This window comes from Xanthomonas cannabis, from assembly GCF_040616535.1.
GTDB lineage: Bacteria > Pseudomonadota > Gammaproteobacteria > Xanthomonadales > Xanthomonadaceae > Xanthomonas > Xanthomonas cannabis.
Genome location: NZ_CP136580.1, coordinates 3161155 through 3180845 on the forward strand (window position 1 = coordinate 3161155; position 19691 = coordinate 3180845).

Genomic DNA, 19691 nt, shown 5'->3' on the forward strand with positions numbered 1-19691 from the left:
AGCGTCACGCATCTGCCGCAACAAATCCGCCGGTCTGGCGCGCCCACAGCCGTGCATACAGCCCGCCATACGCGATCAGCTCGGCATGCGTGCCGGTTTCGACGATGCGGCCGGCATCCATGACCACCAGCCGGTCCATGCGCGCGATGGTCGACAGCCGGTGCGCAATCGCGATGACGGTCTTGTTGCCCATGAGTGCATCCAGGCTGTCCTGGATCGCCGCTTCCACTTCCGAATCCAGCGCCGAGGTCGCTTCGTCCAGGACCAGGATCGGCGCGTCCTTCAACAGCACCCGCGCGATCGCGATGCGCTGACGCTGACCGCCGGAGAGCTTGACGCCGCGCTCGCCCACATGCGCGTCGAAGCCGCGACGGCCTTCGCCATCGATCAGCGTGTCGATGAAACCTTCCGCGCGTGCCTTGCGCACCGCATCCAGGATCTGCGCGTCGCTGGCCTGCGGCCGGCCGTACAGCAGGTTGTCGCGGATCGAGCGATGCAGCAACGAGGTGTCCTGGGTCACCAACCCGATCTGCCCGCGCAGGCTGTCCTGCGTGACCTGCGCAATGTCCTGCCCGTCGATGAGGATGCGGCCCTGCTCCAGGTCGTACAGCCGCAACAGCACGTTGACCAACGTCGACTTGCCGGCGCCCGAGGGCCCCACCAGGCCGATCTTTTCGCCGGCGCGCACCTGCAGATCCAGCCCGGCGATCACGCCACCGCGCTTGCCGTAATGGAAATGGATGTGCTCGAACCGCACCTGGCCTTGCGTCACCTGCAACGGCACCGCAGTCGGCACATCCTGCACCTGTACCGGCTGCGAGATGGTCTGCATGCCGTCCTGCACGGTGCCGATGTCTTCAAAAATTCCGTTGACCGTCCACATGATCCAACCGGACATGTTGTGGATGCGAATCACCAGCCCGGTCGCCAGGGTGATGGCGCCAACGCTGATCTGCCCGCGACTCCACAGCCAGAGCGCCAGCCCGCACGTCCCGACGATGAGGAACCCGTTGGCCACTGCGATGGCCGTGTCCATCGAGGTCGTCACGCGCGTCTGCCCGCGATGCTTGACCGCCAGCTCGTCGATCGCCTCGCGCACATAGGCTTCCTCGCGGCCGGCATGGGCGAACAGCTTGAGCGTGGAAATATTGGTGTAGCCATCGACGATGCGCCCGGTGGCCTTGGAGCGCGCGTCCGACGCGATCCAGGCGCGCGCCTTCATGCGCGGCACGAAGAACGCCATCAGCGCGACATACACCACCAGCCAGATCAACAGCGGCGCCATCAGCCACGGATCGGCCTGAGCGAACAGCCACAACGCGCTGCCGGTATAGACCACGATGTACCACAGCGCATCGACCATCTGCACCGCCGATTCGCGCAGCGACGTACCGGTCTGCATGACGCGGTTGGCAATGCGGCCGGCGAAATCGTTATTGAAAAACCCCAGGCTCTGCCTCACCACGTAGTTGTGCATCAACCAGCGCGAGCGGTTGCTCAGCCCCGGCACGATCGCCTGGTTGACCAGCAGGTTGTGCAAGCCGGTGAAGAACGGCCGCGCGATCAGGGTGATCCCCGCCATCCACGCCAGCTCGCTAGCGTGGTGGCGGAAGAAGTCGGGCCCTGGCCGCTCATTCAACATGTCCACGATGCGGCCGAGGAAGTCGAACATCGCCACTTCCACCAAGGCCAGCAACAAGCCCGCGATCAGCGTGGCCAGCAGGATCGGCCACAGCGGCCGCAGGTAGTGCAGATAGAACCGCCACACGCGACGTGGCGGCATCTCCCGCTCGATAGGCGGAAAGATGTCGATCAGGGATTCGAACCAGCGGAACATTGCAGATACTTCGCTAACACCGGGCCGTCAGGCTAGCCGATCGGGCGTCAAGCCGCAGTGCGTTGATCCGGCGGCCTGGCGCAGCGCGGTGGCAGCGTCCGGGCGTGGGTGCCCATGTTGCTGCACCTGCACGCCACGGCACTGTCGGCATCCGGATCTACTCGCGAATCCGCGCCAGCAGCCGGTTGACCTTGGCCAGATCGAAATGGGCTGGATCCAGACGCCCACCGAGCGTGGCCAGCTCCTGCACATGCTGCGGGTGGTCCGTGTCGGCGATGATCTGCAAGAGCGCCTGGTAGGCGTCGATCCCGCCACTGCGTTCCGGCGGGCAGGCATTGGCGCCCTCGATGCAGCGCGCGATGCGCAGGCCCGCATCCGGCGGCAGCACGGCCTCGACCTGCAGCGTGTGCTTCCAGCCAGCGCCGGCACCATAGAAATAGGCGAATTCGCCAAGCTCGCCCACCGCGCTTTCCAGCGTGACCCGGGCGGCATGCTTGAGCCGCGAGCGCTCCGGCACATCCAGCCCGGCCTCGCCATAGCGGCCACCGCCGAAGTCGAATTCGTACGGATGCGCGCCGCTCCAGCTCATCACCGACTGCAGCACGCGGTGCAACATGGCCAGGCGTACTGCGCCCGACACCAGCAGGCGCCGCCAAATCGGCGGCGCGCTATCGGTCAATGCCACATGCAGTTGATACAGCGGTGCAGATGGCTGCACCGGTTGCTGCGCGAATTTCTTTTTTGCCTTCGTCATCGTGTCGTGCTTGTTCCTGACTGTCACCCAGTATGGCGTGCCAACCAGGCAAATGCAGACGCCGCCCAGAGCGTCGAGTAAACGACCGGGCAGTCGCCAGGCCGGTGTGGCCGGTGCCCGAATCGGTATGCACTACATGTACATTCCGGATCTGAGCGCGTCGTCCACGCCCGCCTGATGTCCCCTCGCTACGTATTGTTAACCACGCCTAGACACTCCTTCGCGTGCGCAAACCGAACAGCAGGTCATACAGGATCGGAATCAGGCCCAGCGTCACCAGCGTGCCCAACGCCAGCCCACCGATCATGGTGATCGCCATACCCGTCCACAGCGGGCCTGCAAACAGCATCAGCGGTACCAGGCCAACGATGCAGGTGAGCTTGGTCATGATGATCGGGCGCAGCCGTTTGACCGCAGCCGCCACCACCGCTTCGCGACGCGGCAGGCCATCGGCAAGTTCGGCCTCGATGCGCTCCAGCAGCAACACCGCGTTGTTGACGATGATGCCGGCCAGCGCCAGCAGGCCGAAGGTCGCCATGAAGCCGAACGGATAGCCGGTCAACACCAGCGCCAGTGCCGCACCGATCAGCACGAACGGCACCGCCGACAGCACGATGAACAACTTCCGGAACGAGTTGAACTGCCACACGAACAGCAAAAGGATCGCGCCCAGCGCATGCGGCATGTAGTGCAGCAAAGCCTGATTGGCTTCGGCCGAATCTTCCAGCTCGCCGCCAATCTCCACGCGGTAGCCAGCCGGCAGCTTGAGCGCGGCGATTGGCGCGGACAGCCGTTCGACGATCTCGGTCGCGGTCAGTTGCGGGTTGCGCGCGGTCACGGTGATGGCACGGCTGAGGTTGCGCCGCTGGATCGCCGACGGCTCGCTGTCGCGCAACACCGTGGCGACCGCCGCCAACGGGACAGGTGCGCCGCCTGCCTGCGGGTACACCAACGTATCGGCCGGATTGCCGTTGGCGGCACGCTCGTCGGTGCTGCCGCGCACGACAACCGGCACATCGGTGCCATCGTCGCGGATCACCGTGGCATCCACGCCGCTGTAGCGCCCCTGCAAGGCCTGCGCCACGTCTTCGCTGCTCACACCGGCGCGGCGGGCTTTGAGCTGGTCCACCTGAACGACATAGCGCGGAATGCGCGCCTGCCAATCGTCCTGCACGTCCACGGTGCCCGGCACTGCCCGCAAGGCCCTGGCAATTGCAGCGGCGCTGCTGCGCAGCACCGCTTCATCCGGACCCACCACGCGATACACCGCCATCCCAGCTTCGGTGGCGCCCAGCGAAAAACGTTTGGGCTCGGCACGCAGCGCAGGGAAGTGGCTGCGCACGTGCGAGCGTACCCGCGCGATCACCGCATCGATATCGGTCCCGGGCCGCACGCTGACCGTGAAGTACGCCTGGTTGGCGGCCGGCAGCGGCGGGTTCAGGCCCAGCACGATGCGCGGCCCGCCATCGGCAACATACCCGATGCTGTCCACCACCTCGGGGTTGGCGTGGCGGTCGCCCAACCAGCGGCTGAGTTCACTCACCGTGCGCAGCGTCTGGCGCGCATCGCTGCCCGCCTGCAAGGTCACCGGCATCTGGAACTGCAGGCGGTCGGACTTGGGCAGGAAGTCGTATGGGATGGACACCAGCACGGTGACCGCTAGCGCCAGCATCGCCGTCATCGCACCAATGAACAGCACCTTGTGCTGCAGCACGCGTTCGATCACACGGCGATAGCCGCGATAGAACCGCGATTCGGCTGCGTCGCTGGTCTTGGTGACATGCACCTTGGCGAAGTACATGCACAGCAGCGGCGTCACGGTGATGCTCAGCAACCACGAGCCCAGCAGTGTCACGCCGAGCACGGTGGCCAGCGAGCGCAGGTATTCATTGGTGCTGGTCTGGCCGAAGAAGAACGGCGAAAACGCCAGCACGATGACCAACGAGGAGGTCAGCAAGGGTGTCGCCAACGTCCGGCCGGCATCGATGCAGGCCTGGCGACGTTCCTCGCCGGCCACCAGACGGCGCTCGATGTCTTCGGCAATCACGATGCCGTTGTCCACCAACAAGCCCAACGCAAGAATAATGGCGGCAATCGAGACCGTCTGCAGCTCCACGTCCAGCACACGCATGACGATCAGCGAGGCGAAGATGGTCAGCGGCACGATCGCGCCGACGATCAACCCGGTGCGCCAGCCCAGAAACAGCATCACCACCGCCATGACGATGACAATGGTCTCGCCCATGACGTGATGCATCTTGCCCATCTCGCGCTCGACCACATCGGCCTGGAAGCTCACCACGTGCTGGGTGAAGCCGACAGGCAGCTCACGCGCGGTGTCGTCGAGCTTGGCGCGCAGCGCCTTGCCGAAGTCGGCGATATTGGTGCTGGGCTGCATCGAGACCGAGACCACCACCGCCGGCTGGCCCTGGTAGACGGCCGCGCTTTGCGGCGGGTCGGTCGGCATCACCTGTACCTGTGCCAGCTCGCCCAGGGTCACTTCGCGGGTACTGCCTGCGGGCGCGCCTGGCACGCTCAGCAGCACGCCGCGCAACTGCTCGGGCGTGCGGATTTCGCCGGACGTGGCCACGGTCAGCGCCAGCCCAGACACCGCCACCTGCCCACCGGAGCCCACCACGTTCTGGGCGCGCAATTGCGCCATCACGCTGGACGGTGTCAAGCCGCTGGCCAGCAACCGCGCGCGATCGAACGACACGTACACCGCCTCGTCCTGCAGGCCATACAACTTCACCTGCTCCACGCCGGGCAAGGCGTACAGCTGCTCGCGCATTCGCCGCAACGGGCCGCGCATTTCGCTCATCGAAAAGCCCGGTGCGGTCACCGCAATCGAAGCCACCGACACGCGCCCGAAGTCGTCGTCGACGAGGGGGCCAAGGGTGCCCGCAGGCAATTGTGCGCCGGCCTCCGCGGCCTTGGCGCGCACGCGCTGCCACAGCGCCGCTAGATCCTGCACATCGTCATAAGCGGTCAGCTGCACGATCGCGCTGCCCGGATGCACCGTGGTGACGATGCGCTTGATGCCGGCCAACTCGCGCAAGCGCTCCTCCACCGGACGCGCCAGCAGGTTTTCCACCTGCTCGCTGGGCATGCCGGGATAGGCTGCCGACACCAGCGTGTCGCGCACGGTCACCGACGGTTCCTCCTGCGACGGGAAACCGAGAAACGCCACGATGCCGCCGATCAGGATCATCGCTGCGGCAAACAACGTCAGCCGGCTCGAACGCATCGCCATCTGGGTCACCTTCATGGCGTGCGACCTCCGCCCAGCTGCGTCTGCGCCTGCAGCGGTGTCACCGGCTGGCCGTTCACCAAGAAGCCCACGCCAGCGCTCACCACCTGCTCGCCTGCACGCAGCCCGCGCAGAATGTGGACGCGCTCGCCGATGATCGTTCCCAGCTCTACCGCGCGTTCGACCACGGCCCTCTTTGCCGGCTGGTAAACGAACACGCTGGCCTGTTGCCGGTTGAGCCGGGGCAATACCGCCGACAACGGCACACTCGGCGTGGAATCGGCAGGGGTCGGCAGCGCCAGCATCACGCTGTCGCCGCTGCGCAGCGACGGCGCGGCGGCGAGGGGTTGCAGCAACGCATGTACCGTCGTGGCATTGTCCAGGCGGCTGGAAAGACTGCGCAGACGCAGTTCGATCAGCCCATCGCCCGCATCCGCCACACGGGCATGCACGGTCTGCCCCGGCACCAAGCCGGCACCGGCAGTTGCCGGCAATGTGGCGACCAGTTGCACATGGCCCTGCCCCTCCACCTGCAGCACCGTCTGCCCAGCCGCCACATCGGCCTGCGGTTGTTGCAGGCGCGCCACCACGCTGCCATCGAAGGGCGCGCGGAGCTCGCTCAAACGCGTGCCGCGGCGCGCCATGGCCAGATCGGCCCTGGCCACCTGCAGCTGTGCGGCCGCCGCATCTGCCGCTGCGCGCGCAGCAGTCAAGGTAGTGTTGGAACTGGCACCGTCATCGAACATTGTCTGTTGCTGGCGCAATTGCAGTTGCCGCTCGCCGGATTGCGCCAGTGCCGCGCGCACGTTTGCAGCAGCCTGCTGTTCGCGCAGGCGCAGCGGTTCATCATCCAGCCGTGCCAGCAGCTGGCCGCGGGTCACCCGGTCGCCGACATCCACTAGCACTGCGGAGAGACGGCCCGCCCCTTCGAACCCTAGCTCGGCACGTTGTTCCTGGCGCACCAGCGCCGGCACCTGCAGTGGGTTATCGCTCCCGCTGCCGAAGCGCTCCAGCTTCGCCGCGCGTGGTGTCTCACTGGCCGGCGCATCCGGCCCGCTGCATGCGGCCACTCCCAGCAGCAACGTGCCGCACACCAGGCCGCGATAAAACATCGTCATCATTTGATCCCCGGTCTATGCCGCTCAGCGGCTGTAGGTCAGTGCAAGGTTGCCGCTGACCACGCTGCGGCGTGCCACCAGCGGGCTGTCTTCGGCGTTGTCCAAGTAACGCGTTCCGGTGACCCCCAACGTGGTGGCCCAGTGGTCGCCCAACGAGTGCGTCCAACTGCCACCTACAGCGGCGGCATACGCACCGGATCCGGAATTGAACGCGGCAAAGCGGGTGCGCGCGGCTTGCGCATCGGTGACGCCGAAGTAAGCCTGATTGAAGCGGCGGTCGCCGCCATGCACGTCCAGATCCAGGGTGATCGTGTCGTTGGCGCTATGCAGCAGGGTGAATTCCATCCCGGCGCGATAGCGGTTGCGGCGCGCAGCATCCTTGAGCGTGAACTCCGCCTCCGCATTGACGTTCATGTAGGGCGTCACTTGCTGCATCACCAGCGTGCGTGCCGTCACCGACCCAGGCACATCGCCCATGCCGGCCAGCAGGCGCGAGCCCGGCCGCCAGTTGCTGTCGCTTTGCAGCCGGCCCAGGTCGTAATACAGCGATTGCGATATGTAGAAGCCGGACTTGCTCTGGAATTGCAGGCCGCCGCCGCGGGAGGTGTCGAAGAACAGCACGCCGCGCTGCACCACTAGCACCGGGTTAAATTGCACGCGCGCGCGCTCGGCACCGGCATACTCCGGCGTGGCAACCGCGGCGGCACCGGCGGTGATTTCAGTGCGATCTCCCAGCAGGCGCGAACTCCCGGTCAGATCGGTTTGTGCGTGTGCGATGCACGGAATGGCGGTCATGCACGCGAGGACGCTGGCGCGGACGGCACGGTTGCCACGCAAGCGATTGAAGGACGATACGTTCATCGAAAGTCTCCGTCGGAAGTCAGGAAGCGGTGGGCAGGCGCACGCCGTAGAACGCCTGAAACAGCGCAATACGGCTCAGCACGCGTTGACGTGCGGTGTCCAGGTAATCGAGTTCGGTTTGAGCGATGCGGGCCCGCTCGGCCAGCAGCGCGCTGCGGTCTTCCAGACCGGCATCTACGCGCTGATGCATTCGGGCAAGCCGCAGTTGCTCGCGTTCGACCTGCTCGCGCGAGCGCGGCTCGGCCTGCGACAAGGTGGCGTGGGCGTCGAGTGCATTGGCGACCTCGCGAAATGCAGACTCGATCACCTGCTCGTAGGCGATGACATCGGCACGTCTGCGCACTTGCGCCAGGTCCAGATTGGCGCGATTGCGGCCGCCATCGAACACCGGCAGGTTCAGTTGCGGCATGAAGCTCCACACGCCGTGGCCTGCAGAAAACAAGCCGTTCAATCCGTCGCTGGCCGTGCCCACGCTGCTGCTCAAGGTGATCGAGGGGAAAAACGCCGCGCGCGCCGCACCGATATCGGCATTGGCCGCGCGCAACTCCAGCTCGGCCTGCTGGATGTCCGGGCGTTGCAGCAACAGCGACGAATCCAGGGCCCGCCACGCACTGGCAGGCGTATCAGCGGCGATCAGCCCCTGCAGGTCGCCGGGTACCGGTGTGCTGTCGTAGCCGGCCAGCAACTGCAGCGCACGCACCGCCGCCGCGTGGTTGTCGTTGCCCTGCAGGGCCGCCACGTGGGCGTGGTCGGCCTGACGCTGCTGCGCATCGCGCTCGTCGCGCGCAATCAGCCCCACCTGATATTGCCGCTCGGCAATGGCAAGCAATGCAGCGCTGTCAGCATCCAGCGATTGCAGCTGTTGCAGCGCCTGCGCTGTGGTGCGCTCGGCGGTGTAGGCGCGCAGCACCTCTGCAATCAGGGCGCCACGCGCCGCGTCGCGGCCATGGGTGCTGGCCAGGTAGCGCTGGCGTGCGGCCTCGGACATCGCCTGCAGCTTGCCGAAAAAGTCCACTTCGAAATTGCCGATCCCTGCATTGGCAATGACCAGATCCTGCTGGTACCGCGCATCCAGCGTCGGGTTGTCGAAATGTTGCCGCAGCTGCTGTGCGCCGACGGCGAGCGCCGGCAGTCGCGATGCCTGCGCGATGCCGTACTGCGCGCGTGCCTGCTCTACCTGCAACGCCGCACGGCGGAAATCGCCGTTGTGCGCCAACGCACGTTCGACCAGGGGCCGCAGGTCGCGGTCTGGCGCTAAGGTCTGCAAGAACACGCGCTCTTGCTCGTTCAGAGTGACGGTGGTAGTTGCGTTGGCGTCGGGCTGACCGGATGCCGGCGCCAATGCGGCCTGCCGGTCGCCGAACGTGGCCGGCACGCTCAGCGCCGGGCGCTGGTAGGCCGGTGTCAGCGAGCATCCAGTCACCAGCACTGCACTGGCGGCAACCAGGCACACGCAAGACCAACGGTGCGGAATAATTTGTGGAATCATGATGTCGGGGCACAGAGCCAATCTCGACCGACATCCTCGACCCGCAGCGTCCAGGTTGTTTTCGGGAATTATTCAGATTTGATCGAGACGACAGGGCAACACGCCATGACAGGCAAGAAAGTTCTGCTGGTGGAAGACGACGCCGATAGCGCGAGCATTCTGGAGGCCTATCTCCGCCGCGACGGCTTCGATGTGGCCGTGGCCGGCGATGGCGAACGCGCCATCCAGCTCCATCGGCAATGGGCACCGGATCTGGTGCTGCTGGACGTGATGCTGCCCAAGCTCAGCGGCATCGAGGTGCTGTCGGCGATCCGCCGCGCCGGCGACACGCCGGTAATCATGGTCACCGCCATTGGCGACGAGCCGGAAAAGCTCGGCGCACTGCGCTACGGCGCCGACGATTACGTGGTCAAGCCTTACAGCCCCAAGGAGGTTGTGGCGCGCGTGCATGCGGTGCTACGCCGGAGCGTGGCGGTGCGCGCACCGGGCGAGCCGTTGCAGCACGGTCGGCTCAGCGTGGATCCGGCCGCCGTGGTGGCCAGCGTGCAACACGAAAACGGCGACAGCGTGGCGCTGGATCTGACCCCGACCGAATTCAACCTGCTCGCGCTGCTGCTCAAGACCCCATTCAAGGCCTTTACGCGCAGCGAACTGCTCGACGCCTGCCTGCCCGACAGCGATGCATTGGAACGGGTAGTGGATTCGCACATCCACAACCTGCGCCGCAAACTCGAAGTGCATGGCATCACCGGGGTGCTGGTCACCGTGCGTGCAGTGGGGTATCGCTTTCAATGAAGGTGCTGCGGCGGTTTCATGCCTGGCGCAACCAGGCGCCCCTGTGGTGGTGGGTGGGGCTGCGCATGAGCGCGCTGGCGGTGTTGACCATGATGGTCATCGCGTTCGGCATGTGGTGCTATTTCAATCTGCGCTACAGCCTGATCCTGAGCACCGTTCCGGCCGGGCCGCGTGCGGAGATCTCCCAGCTGATCGAGCAGCCCAGGGCCAACCAGGCCCGCCTGTGGGAGCTGTTCCAGCGCTATTACGACATCGAAAATTTCCTGCCCGGGCTGGCCAATCCGGACTGGTGGATGCTGGGCGCCATGATGACCGTCTCGGTCCCGGTCATCCTGTTCTGCGGCCTGCTCGCGTCGCGGCCGCTGTCGCGGCAATTTTCGCAGGTGGCTTTCGCGGCGCACCGGGTCAGCGATGGCGATTTCGGCGCACGCGCAGAAGTGGTGCGCGGCGCACCGGACGAGCTCACCGCCCTGGCCGACGACTTCAATACGATGAGCGGCAGGCTGCAGCAGTACGAGCGCGAATTACGCGACTCCAGCGCGATGCTGGCGCATGAATTGCGCACCCCGCTCAATGCCGCGATGGGACGCGTGCAAGGCATGCTGGACGACGTCTTCCCGCGCGAACCCGAGCAACTGCGGCTGGTGCATCGCCAGCTGGAGCAGATCAATCGCCTGATCGGCGACCTGCACCTGGTGTCGCTGGCGCGTGCCGGCCAGCTGGTGCTGGAGCCGGAAAGCGTCGACCTGCAGGAACTCGTCGCCGAACGCATCGAATGGGCAGGGCCGGCGCTGCGCGAGGCGCAGATGACCGTCCACTACCCCACGCATCCGGCGCTGCGCCTGCATGCCGACCGGCACCGGCTGGGCCAGGTGCTGTCGATCCTGATCGATAACGCGTTGCGCTATGCCGCAGCCGGCAAGCTGCTGGAGATCCAGGTGCGCCGCGACGGCAACATCGTGCAGCTCACCGTCGGCGACCGCGGCCCTGGCGTGGCGCCTGCGCAACTGCCGCACCTGTTGGACCGCTTCTGGCGCGCCGACAGCTCGCGCGCGCGGCATTCCGGCGGCAGCGGCCTGGGCCTGGCGATCGCCTCGGCCATCTGCCAGGCGCACGATGGCCAACTGGTCGTCAGCAACCGCCCCGGCGGTGGCCTGCTGGCCAGCGTGCAGTTACCGCTGGGGCGTTGACGCAACGCCCGGCCGCGCACACGTCAGTGCAACTGCCCGCACCCGCGGGCGGTTGCGCACCCGATCACCGCGACTGCAGGCTCGGCACCGCGTCGCTCACATGGGCGTGGCGACGCATGATCCAGTTGAACAGCGGCGTCGCCATCAGCGTGGACAGGATCGCCATCAGCACCAGTACCGAGAACAGGCCTTGCTCGATCACACCGGCCTGCAGGCCGATGTTGATGATGATCAGCTCCATCAGGCCGCGTGCATTCATCAGCGAGCCGATCGCCATCGCGTCGCGGTTGTTTTCGCCGGTAACGCGCGCCGCGGCCCAGCAGGCCACACCCTTGCCAACGAACGATGCAGCCAGGATCGCGACACCGGCCAGCATGATCTGCGGCTGCAACAGCACGCTGAGCTGGGTCTTCAGGCCCGAATAGGTAAAGAACAACGGCAGCAGCAAGACCACCACGAACGGCTGCATCATCTCGCGCAGTTTTTCCGTCAACGGCCCCTTGGGCAGGCAGACACCCAGCAGGAAGCCACCGAACACCGCGTGGATGCCGATCGCGTCCATCGCCCACGCGCTCACGCAGAACAGCATCAGCACGATCGCCAGCACGCTGTTGCTGAGCGGCTGATCCGGCACCACGTGGTCGGCCAGGCGACGCAACAGATGCCGTCCGACGAAAATCATGAACACCGCGTAGCCCACGCCGCCACCGATGGCCAGATAGGCGCTGCCCCAGCTGCCGCCGAAGCTGGCCAGCACCACCGCCAGGATGCACCACGCCGCGGCGTCGTCGAACGCGCCAGCCGTCAGCGCCAGCGTTCCCAGCGGGCTATTGGTCAGGCCGCGTTCGTGGATGATGCGCGCCAGCATCGGGAAGGCAGTGATGGCGATGGCTGCGCCCAGAAACAGCGACGCTTCCGTGAGCTTGGCCTTCTCGGAAAACAGGCCATCGACGGTGAGCAGCCATGGGCACATCGCAAATGCCAGCGCGAACGGCACCGCGATGCCGGCCAGCGACACGCTCATCGCACTGCGGTAGCGCGCGCGGAAGTGATCGCCGCGGAAGTCGGTCCCGACCAGAAACATGTACAGGCCCACGCCGAACTGCGCGAACACGTACAACACATCCATGGTCTGTTTGGGGAACAACGCCGCCTGGGCGCCCGGCGCCAGCAGGCCGAACAACGATGGCCCCAGCATCACCCCGGCAATCATCTCGCCGACCACCTGCGGCTGCCCCAGGCGCTTGGCCAGCAACCCGACCAACCGGCACACCAGCAGGATGGCTGCAGCCTGCAGAAAGAAATACACCGACATCTGTGGAGTGGTCATGCGTGCGGCGACATCCTTGAGAAGTGCGCGGATCATAACCACACGCGCCGCCAGGCGGTAGCGACGCGGCGGCGGTCCTGCAACGCTGCACGCGCCAGCCGCCATGGCCATGTCAGCGTGCAGAGCTGCGCTGCGGTGGCCGCCGGCCGCAACCGACTCCGGCCACCAGCGCACTGCAGGACAGCGAGCGCCCGGCAACCGAGCGCCGCTTTATTTCGACGCAGCGGCCTGCGTCTGCACGGGCGTCAGCAGCAGATCCTGAAAATCGAAGCTGAAATCTGTCAGCGGCGAGATCGCCTGCATGCGCATCTCGCGCACCGCACCGTCCGGGGTCAACGCGAAGTTGACGAAGGCATCCGCGTTCAAGGAGCGGTCGTCCCAGCGCACGATGAAGCTGTCGTGCTGCCAATGCTCCAGCGTGCCCACCAATTGGGCGGTCCTGGTGAACTGCAGGCGCAGCCGCTTGCCGTCCTGGCGGATCACCACATCGCCATACCAGGGGTCGCGATAGGTCGCCGCATAGCCGCGCAGCGGCAACGACGGCGTGGAGCGTGCCGCGCGTGCGTCCTGATGCGCCTTCCAACTGGTATCGGCCTCGCTGCCGGCCTTGGCCACGGCCTTGGCGTACGCCTCGGTCCAATCGGTGGGTGGCACCTGCAGGAATGCGTCCAGCACCTGCAGCGTCACCGCATTGAACGCCGCGCCGACTTCCTGATTGGTCAGCACCACCACGCCCAGCTTCTGGTCGGGCACCAGCGTCAGCCGCGACACCATGCCGGGCCAGCCGCCGGTATGCCACACCAGACGATGGCCGCGATAGTCGCTCAGGCTCCAGCCTTCGCCATAGCCGGCGAAATTGGGCTGCGCGCCGGCCAGTTCGGGCACTGCCGGAGCGGCAACGGCGATCGGCGTGATCATCGACCACATCTCCTGCTGCCGCTTTGCACTGAACAGCGGTGTGCCGTCCGGCAATACGCCGCCGGCCAGTTGCACCTTCATCCACAACGCCATGTCGTGCGCACTGGAGTAGATGCCGCCGGCACCGGAGTTGTTGGACCAGGTCAATGGCGCAACCGTGCGCAACTCGGTGAAGTCGTACTTGGCGTGCCCTACTGCGGCGTTATCGTCGGGCTGCAGATGGTCGGCGTTGAAGCGCGTGCCGCGCATGCCCACCGGCGCAAAGATGCGCTGCTGCAGAAACGTAGCGTAGGGTTGCCCGGAGACCTGCTCGATCACCTTCTGCGCCACGGCGTACAAGATATTATCGTACGCATAGCGATCGCGGAAACCGCCTTTCAATGGCACCTTGGCCAGGCGCTGCACGACCTCTTCGGTGCTGTAACTGGTGGTTGGCCAGAACAACAGGTCGCCTGCGCCCAGGCTTAGGCCGCTGCGATGCGCCAGCAAGTCGCGGATACGCATTTGGTCGCTGACATACGGGTCGGACATGCGGAACCACGGCAGGTGGTCGATGACCTTGTCGTCGAGCGAGAGCCTGCCTTCGTCGGCCAGAATCGACAGCGAGGCAGCGGTGAACGCCTTGGTGTTGGAGGCGATCGCAAACAGCGTATCGGCCTGCACCGGATCGGGTTTGCCGATCTCGCGGACGCCGTAGCCACGCTCCAGCACCACCTGGCCATCCTTGACGATGGCCACGGCGATGCCGGGCACGTCGAACTGGGTGCGCACGCGTTCCATCTGCGCGTCGAACTGCTGCATGCCGGCCGGCAGGTCGGCCGCATGCGTCGTTGTCACCAGGGTTGCCAGCATCAGCACGCCTCCCGTCAGCCATCGGTTCACGATCACCACCACGTCCTCCTGTTGTCGATCAGGGTGTGCCACCGGCACTGTCCAGCGACAGCGGCAGCGGCGTCACCAGCACGCCGTTGGCGTCGGCGTAGAGCCAGTGCCCGGGCACGAACGGGACGCCGGCAAAATTCACCGGCACCTGCGCATCGCCCAGGTCGCGCCGTTCGGTACGGCGCGGGCAGGGAGCCAAGGCCAGCACGCCCAGCGGCAGCGTGCCCAGGATCTCGACATCGCGCACGCAGCCATGGATCACCACCCCGGCCCAGCCATTGGCCACCGCCTGCGCTGCGATCTGGTCGCCCAGCAGCGCATGCTTCAACGAGCCCTGCCCGTCCACCACCAGCACCCGCCCGTCGCCCGGCGTGGAGGCCAGTTCGCGCACGCGCGAGTTGTCTTCAACACAGCGCACCGTTGCGATCGGCCCGCAGAACGCGGTGCGCCCGCCAAAGTGGCGGAACAATGGCTCGGCAACGCTCACCTCGGGAAAGCGGTCACACAGATCGGGAGTGGTCCAGGTCATCGAGACGGTCTCATGCGGCGATGCAGGCATGGTAGCCGGCTGCGCTGGCGTGCGGGCGCTGGCTGCCGCATGTCGCGGTGGGGCCAGGCTGGCAGGCGTGCGATGGCGTGGCTGACGGTTGCGCGATCGATGTGCTTGCGTCCGCTGCAGTCCGTCGCAACGCGCACGGCCGTCGCCGCTGCAACGCCGCCGTTCTCACGCGCCATCCAGTCCGGATGCGCCAGGCTATGCGCCGCGGTCGCTGCCGGCTTCGCGCAGCACGCACCGCAACCGTGCCCTCCTGCCAGCGAGTACCCCTGCGATGACTGATCTGTTCGCTTCCGCCCCGCCCTCCCTGGATGGCATCCACGTCGGCATCGGCGGTTGGGTGTACGCGCCTTGGCGCGCGGGCATGTTCTATCCGGAAGGACTGGTGCAGCGCCGCGAGCTGGAATACGCCAGCCGTCACGTCACCGCCATCGAAATCAACGGCACCTATTACGGCGCGCAGAAGCCGGCAACCTATGCAAAGTGGCGCGACGAGGTGCCGCCCGGGTTCGTGTTCTCGGCCAAGGCGCCGCGACGCATTACCCAGTCGCGCAGACTGGCGGGCACCAGGGCGCAGGTGGAGGACTTCGTCGGCGGCATTGTCGAGCTCGGCGACACGCTTGGCCCGTTGGTTTGGCAGTTCGAACACGGGCATCGCCTGCAGGCCGACGACCTGGACGACTTCCTGGCACTGCTGCCCAGGCACACGGGCGGCCGCACGCTGCGCCACGTGCTGGAAATCCGCGATCCCGATGCGGTGGATGCGTCGTTGCTGGCGCTGGTGCGCCGCCATGGCGTTGCGACGGTGTTCACCGATTCGGACGAACACCCCTCCTTCGCCGACCTCTCCACCGACGTTGTCTACGCGCGGCTGATGCGAAGCCAGGCGCGCCTGCATGCGGGCTACCCCGCGCCTGCGCTGGCACGCTGGGCCGAACGCATCCAGGCATGGCGCCGCGGCGAAGACCCGGACGATCTGCCGCACATCGAAGATCCGTCGAAAACGCCTGCTGCGCCGCGCGAGGTGTTCGTGTTCTTCATCAGTGCGGCAAAGGAACGCAATCCGGCGGCGGCGATGGCGTTGTTGAAGGCGTTGTCGGCAGGTTAGCTGCCTCGCCGACGTTGCACGCAGTTGTGCGTGCGGCAGTTTTTTACGGTGGCGCGTGGCAGACAAGTGGCGATGTGCGACGACCTCACATCTGCTGCCGGGCCATGATCGTTTCGCACCGATCGTGCGAACGGTCCTGCGTGCTCACCGTGGCGTTGGGCCTCAGCGACGCCGTGAATGGTGCAGCAGTCAGGGGCATGGGTAGGCGGTGCCCTCGCCCCTTTCCTGTGGGAGAGGGGCTTGGTACTCGGTACCGCTGCGGCCGGGAGCCGGACTGCCATCACCAGCCAAGCTGCTGTCGCCGCCCGACGTCGGCACGCAACTTTTCGGCGACAATGGCGCATGCCCACGACCGACCTGCGCAAGGCGCAACTGCAAATTCATTTCTGCGTGCTGCTCTGGGGCATCACCGCGATCCTGGGCAAATTGATCACCCTGCAGGCCTTGCCGCTGGTGTGGTGGCGGATGTTGATCGTGGTGGTGGCGCTGGCCTTGTGGCCACGCGTGTGGCGCGGGCTGCGCGGGCTGTCCGGGCGCGTGGTACTGGGCTATTGCGGCATCGGCGCGCTGGTGGCGTTGCACTGGCTCACCTTCTACGGCGCGATCAAGCTGGCCAATGCCTCGGTGGCGGCGACCTGCATCGCCCTGGCGCCGGTGTTCACCGCGGTGATCGAGCCGTGGGTCACGCAGCGGCCGTTCCGTCCGCGCGAGTTGCTGTTCGGTCTGGCGGTGCTGCCGGGGGTGGCGCTGGTGGTCGGCGGCGTGCCCGATGGCATGCGTGCCGGCGTGGTGGTGGGCGCGATCTCGGCGGTCTTCGTCGGCCTGTTCGGCTCGCTCAACAAGCGCATGGTCGCGCATGCAGACCCGCTGACCGTGACCGCACTGGAGTTGGGTGCCGGCACCTTGACCCTGACCGTGCTGGCGCCGGCCATGCCGCTGTTGCTGCCATCGCTGCATGGCAGCCTGCTGGTCCTGCCCAGCCTGCACGACGGTGTGCTGCTGCTCGCCCTGTCACTGGCCTGCACGTTGCTGCCGTTTGCGCTGGCGCTGATGGCGCTGCGTCATCTGAGCGCGTATTCGGTGCAACTGGTGACCAACCTGGAACCGGTCTACGCCATCGTGCTGGCCATCGCCCTGCTCGGCGAGCAGCGCGAGCTGACCCTGCAGTTCTATCTGGGCGTGGCGATCATTCTCGGCGCCGTGTTCCTGCATCCGGTGCTGGAACGCCGGCGCAAGGTGGTGCATCCGGAATTGCTCGGCACCGCCGAGGCGAAGAACATCGTCGATTGATCCGATTGTCCTGAGGGTGCGCCAGCGTCAGCGCACGCCCCGAACCGCCTGCATGCATGCATGCATACAGCATCGCTTCCGCGCGCCGGAGATCTTTCGCGGCCATGCTGCGCAAGCCAGTGACGAACCGGTGCCGGTCGACGTGTAAACCGGCAGCCCTGTTACCGACATGAGGTTACTGGCGCCGTCCATTCAACCGACATCTTGCGCGACCAGTGCTTTGCACGCGCATAGTCGACATCCGCACTGGCCAGACGTACAGCTGCAGCACCGTCGCGGCGCTGCACACACGCGTCCTGCGCTGTCCCGGCCACGAAGCTCCCCCCCGCAAGCCACGCGCTACTCCAGCGCCACCACCTGATCGCGGCCGCCGCGCTTGGCCGCGTACAAGGCCTGGTCGGCGCGCTTGATCACCGCCTCCACGCTCTCGTGCGGGTACAGCATGGCCACGCCGATGCTCACCGTCACCGGCAGGGCGAGCGTCATCGTCGCCACGCTCTGGCGCAGGTATTCGCACTGCACCCGCGCCTGCTGCAGGTCCACGTTGGGCAGCAGCAACACGAACTCTTCGCCGCCGTAGCGCGCAATCGTGCCTGCGCCGGCCGCATGCGCACGCAACAGCGCCGACAGCTCGCGCAGCACCAGATCGCCCTGGTCATGCCCATGGACATCGTTCACCACCTTGAAGTGGTCCACGTCCAACAGGGCCACCGACAGCGGTTGATTGGCCACGCGCGTCTGCTGCGTGGCGGCGGCGAGCGCAGCGGTGAACGCGCGGCGATTGGGCAGGCCGGTCAGCGGGTCGGTGCGGGTCTGCTCGACCAGATCGGCATTGACCGCCTCCATCGCCGCGTAATACTGCGCCATCTGCTGCTCGTACCAGTCGCGCTCACGCAGTTGCTGCCGCAGCTGCTTGCCTGCCAGGCGCAGTTCCAGCAGATGCGAGGCCTGCCGCGACAATGCCTGCAACGCAGCGCGTTGCGCGTCGCGCAGATGCGCCGGCGCCTGATCGAACACGCACAACGAACCCAGCGGCATGCCGTCGCTGGTGACCAGCGGCGCCCCGGCATAGAAGCGCACCGCGCCTTCCCCGGTCACCATCGGGTTGTCGAAAAAGCGCGGGTCCAGCAAGGTGTCTTCGACCGTCATCACCTCGTCCGGGCGCAGGATGGCATGTGCGCAGAACGAGATATCGCGCGGGGCTTCGCTACGCGGCACGCCATGGGCCGCCTTGAACCACTGCCGATGCGCATCCACCAGCACCACGGCCGCCATCTGCGTCTCGCACACGGTGGACGCCACCAGCGTGAGGTCGTCGAAGGCGCGCTCGGGTGGCGAATCCAGCAGCTCGTACTGACGCAGGGCGATCAGCCGTTCGGCTTCGTTCCCTGGCAATTGCGGTTTGATCACGCGGTCAGCCCCCTGCTGAGTCGTTATCGTCGGAAGTATGCCGGAGCCCTGTCGGGCCAGCGCTCTGCGCAGGCGACGGCTGGCCGTTCGCGCAGTCTGCGGTTCATCCGGCGCGCCGGCTTACCAGTCGGTGCGCTGCGGCAGCAATCCGCGCAGTTCCGCATCGCTGAGGTTGCGCCATTGCCCCGGCTTGAGCGCCGCCAGCTTGATGTTGTCGATGCGCACCCGCCGCAATTGCGTCACCCGATAGCCGAACTCGGCGGCCATCAACCGGATCTGCCGGTTCAGGCCCTGCTCCAGCACGATGCGAAAGCCGAACTTGGCGATGCGCGCGGTGCGGCACGGCAACGTGGTCTCGTTATGGATACGCACGCCACGTGCCATGCCGCGCAGAAATTCGTCGGTGACCGCCTTGTTGACCGCCACCAGATACTCTTTCTGGTGGCGGTTTTCCGCACGCAGGATTTCATTGACGATGTTGCCGTTGCTGGTCAGCAGGATCAGCCCTTCGGACTCCTTGTCCAGCCGGCCGATCGGAAAGATGCGCTGCTCGTGGCCGACGAAGTCGACGATGTTGCCCTTGACCGAACTCTCGGTGGTGCAGGTGATGCCCACCGGCTTGTTGAGCGCGATATAGACATGTTTGCGCCCGCCCGGCTTCTTGGCTTCGCGCGCGCGCAGCGGTTGGCCATCCACCAGCACGGTGTCCTGCTCGCCCACCACCGCCCCGGTGCGGGCCACCACGCCATTGACGGTGACACGGCGCTCGCCGATCAGCCGATCGGCCTCGCGGCGTGAGCAGAAGCCGGTATCGGCGATATGTTTGTTGAGTCGGATCGTCATCGTCGGATTATCGGCGATTTGGCGTCGGCAACGCACTCTCGCATCGCCGCGCGCCGCTAC

15 protein-coding genes and 1 other RNA gene are annotated in these 19691 nt (G+C 66.3%); 5 read left to right on the forward strand and 11 right to left on the reverse strand.

Annotation, left to right across the window (positions count from 1 at the left end; translation table 11 throughout):
- Positions 1-4: 4 nt before the first annotated feature.
- Positions 5-1837, reverse strand: a complete 1833-nt coding sequence (locus tag RZV17_RS13480; protein WP_355604127.1) for an ABC transporter ATP-binding protein — start codon at positions 1835-1837, stop codon at positions 5-7.
- A gap of 157 nt (positions 1838-1994) precedes the next feature.
- Positions 1995-2591, reverse strand: a complete 597-nt coding sequence (locus tag RZV17_RS13485; protein ID WP_355604130.1) for a plasmid pRiA4b ORF-3 family protein — start codon at positions 2589-2591, stop codon at positions 1995-1997.
- Positions 2592-2718: 127 nt separating this feature from the next.
- Here RZV17_RS13485 and RZV17_RS13490 point away from each other — a divergent pair.
- Positions 2719-2795: non-coding RNA, sX9 sRNA (locus RZV17_RS13490), on the forward strand.
- Between the two features lie 4 nt (positions 2796-2799).
- On the opposite strand, the gene RZV17_RS13495 is transcribed toward RZV17_RS13490, so the two are convergent.
- From RZV17_RS13495 to RZV17_RS13510, 4 genes are read right to left on the reverse strand one after another with little or no spacing between them, the layout of a single operon-like run.
- Positions 2800-5859, reverse strand: coding sequence for an efflux RND transporter permease subunit (locus RZV17_RS13495; RefSeq protein ID WP_355604133.1), 3060 nt, complete (start codon positions 5857-5859; stop codon positions 2800-2802).
- Positions 5856-6962: an efflux RND transporter periplasmic adaptor subunit gene (locus RZV17_RS13500; protein ID WP_355604136.1), complete on the reverse strand. Its 1107-nt coding sequence runs from the start codon at positions 6960-6962 to the stop codon at positions 5856-5858. Before RZV17_RS13500 ends, RZV17_RS13495 begins: the two co-directional genes overlap by 4 nt.
- Positions 6963-6983: 21 nt before the next feature.
- Positions 6984-7820, reverse strand: a complete 837-nt coding sequence (locus tag RZV17_RS13505; protein WP_355604139.1) for a MipA/OmpV family protein — start codon at positions 7818-7820, stop codon at positions 6984-6986.
- A 19-nt stretch (positions 7821-7839) separates the two neighbouring features.
- Complete coding sequence (locus RZV17_RS13510) at positions 7840-9309, reverse strand: efflux transporter outer membrane subunit (RefSeq protein ID WP_355604142.1); 1470 nt, start codon at positions 9307-9309, stop codon at positions 7840-7842.
- Positions 9310-9414: 105 nt separating this feature from the next.
- On the opposite strand from RZV17_RS13510, the gene RZV17_RS13515 reads away from it, so the two are divergent.
- Positions 9415-10104 carry a response regulator gene (locus tag RZV17_RS13515; protein WP_355604144.1) on the forward strand — a complete coding sequence of 230 codons (690 nt, stop codon included), beginning with the start codon at positions 9415-9417 and terminating at the stop codon, positions 10102-10104.
- Positions 10101-11294, forward strand: coding sequence for an ATP-binding protein (locus tag RZV17_RS13520; protein ID WP_355604146.1), 1194 nt, complete (start codon positions 10101-10103; stop codon positions 11292-11294). The genes RZV17_RS13515 and RZV17_RS13520 overlap by 4 nt, the downstream gene beginning before the upstream one ends.
- Positions 11295-11358: 64 nt before the next feature.
- Here the strand turns inward: RZV17_RS13520 and RZV17_RS13525 are convergent, their stop codons facing one another.
- The 3 genes from RZV17_RS13525 to rraA all read right to left on the reverse strand — a co-directional run bounded on the left by RZV17_RS13525 (position 11359) and on the right by rraA (position 14953).
- Positions 11359-12624, reverse strand: coding sequence for a cation:proton antiporter (locus RZV17_RS13525; RefSeq protein WP_355609379.1), 1266 nt, complete (start codon positions 12622-12624; stop codon positions 11359-11361).
- Between the two features lie 210 nt (positions 12625-12834).
- Positions 12835-14430 (reverse strand): serine hydrolase, encoded by a 1596-nt coding sequence (locus RZV17_RS13530; protein WP_355609382.1) that lies wholly within the window; start codon positions 14428-14430, stop codon positions 12835-12837.
- Between the two features lie 22 nt (positions 14431-14452).
- On the reverse strand, positions 14453-14953 hold the full coding sequence (gene rraA, locus RZV17_RS13535) for a ribonuclease E activity regulator RraA (protein ID WP_355604149.1): 501 nt from the start codon (positions 14951-14953) through the stop codon (positions 14453-14455).
- 301 nt (positions 14954-15254) lie between these two features.
- Here rraA and RZV17_RS13540 point away from each other — a divergent pair, with 301 nt between their 5' ends.
- A complete protein-coding gene (locus RZV17_RS13540) occupies positions 15255-16088 on the forward strand; it encodes a DUF72 domain-containing protein (RefSeq protein ID WP_104580542.1) in 834 nt (277 codons plus the stop codon).
- Between the two features lie 342 nt (positions 16089-16430).
- Positions 16431-17378, forward strand: a complete 948-nt coding sequence (locus RZV17_RS13545; RefSeq protein WP_047695678.1) for a DMT family transporter — start codon at positions 16431-16433, stop codon at positions 17376-17378.
- 339 nt (positions 17379-17717) lie between these two features.
- Here RZV17_RS13545 and RZV17_RS13550 read toward each other — a convergent pair whose 3' ends face one another.
- Both RZV17_RS13550 and RZV17_RS13555 read right to left on the reverse strand, forming a co-directional pair.
- The gene (locus tag RZV17_RS13550; RefSeq protein WP_039412991.1) at positions 17718-18788 is read right to left on the reverse strand and encodes a diguanylate cyclase; all 1071 of its coding nucleotides are present in this window, start codon (positions 18786-18788) and stop codon (positions 17718-17720) included.
- Between the two features lie 120 nt (positions 18789-18908).
- A complete protein-coding gene (locus RZV17_RS13555) occupies positions 18909-19631 on the reverse strand; it encodes a pseudouridine synthase (RefSeq protein WP_355604153.1) in 723 nt (240 codons plus the stop codon).
- Positions 19632-19691: the final 60 nt, after the last annotated feature.

Excerpts from the sequence above, each read along its gene's own strand:
- RZV17_RS13505 (WP_355604139.1), bottom strand. The coding sequence starts at position 7,820 with ATGAACGTATCGTCCTTCAATCGCTTGCGTGGCAACCGTGCCGTCCGC.
- RZV17_RS13500 (WP_355604136.1), bottom strand. The coding sequence starts at position 6,962 with ATGATGACGATGTTTTATCGCGGCCTGGTGTGCGGCACGTTGCTGCTG.
- RZV17_RS13510 (WP_355604142.1), bottom strand. The coding sequence starts at position 9,309 with ATGATTCCACAAATTATTCCGCACCGTTGGTCTTGCGTGTGCCTGGTT.
- RZV17_RS13545 (WP_047695678.1), top strand. The coding sequence starts at position 16,431 with ATGCCCACGACCGACCTGCGCAAGGCGCAACTGCAAATTCATTTCTGC.
- RZV17_RS13515 (WP_355604144.1), top strand. The coding sequence starts at position 9,415 with ATGACAGGCAAGAAAGTTCTGCTGGTGGAAGACGACGCCGATAGCGCG.
- RZV17_RS13485 (WP_355604130.1), bottom strand. The coding sequence starts at position 2,591 with ATGACGAAGGCAAAAAAGAAATTCGCGCAGCAACCGGTGCAGCCATCT.
- RZV17_RS13520 (WP_355604146.1), top strand. The coding sequence starts at position 10,101 with ATGAAGGTGCTGCGGCGGTTTCATGCCTGGCGCAACCAGGCGCCCCTG.
- RZV17_RS13555 (WP_355604153.1), bottom strand. The coding sequence starts at position 19,631 with ATGACGATCCGACTCAACAAACATATCGCCGATACCGGCTTCTGCTCA.
- RZV17_RS13540 (WP_104580542.1), top strand. The coding sequence starts at position 15,255 with ATGACTGATCTGTTCGCTTCCGCCCCGCCCTCCCTGGATGGCATCCAC.
- RZV17_RS13525 (WP_355609379.1), bottom strand. The coding sequence starts at position 12,624 with ATGACCACTCCACAGATGTCGGTGTATTTCTTTCTGCAGGCTGCAGCC.
- RZV17_RS13495 (WP_355604133.1), bottom strand. The coding sequence starts at position 5,859 with ATGAAGGTGACCCAGATGGCGATGCGTTCGAGCCGGCTGACGTTGTTT.
- RZV17_RS13480 (WP_355604127.1), bottom strand. The coding sequence starts at position 1,837 with ATGTTCCGCTGGTTCGAATCCCTGATCGACATCTTTCCGCCTATCGAG.
- rraA (WP_355604149.1), bottom strand. The coding sequence starts at position 14,953 with ATGACCTGGACCACTCCCGATCTGTGTGACCGCTTTCCCGAGGTGAGC.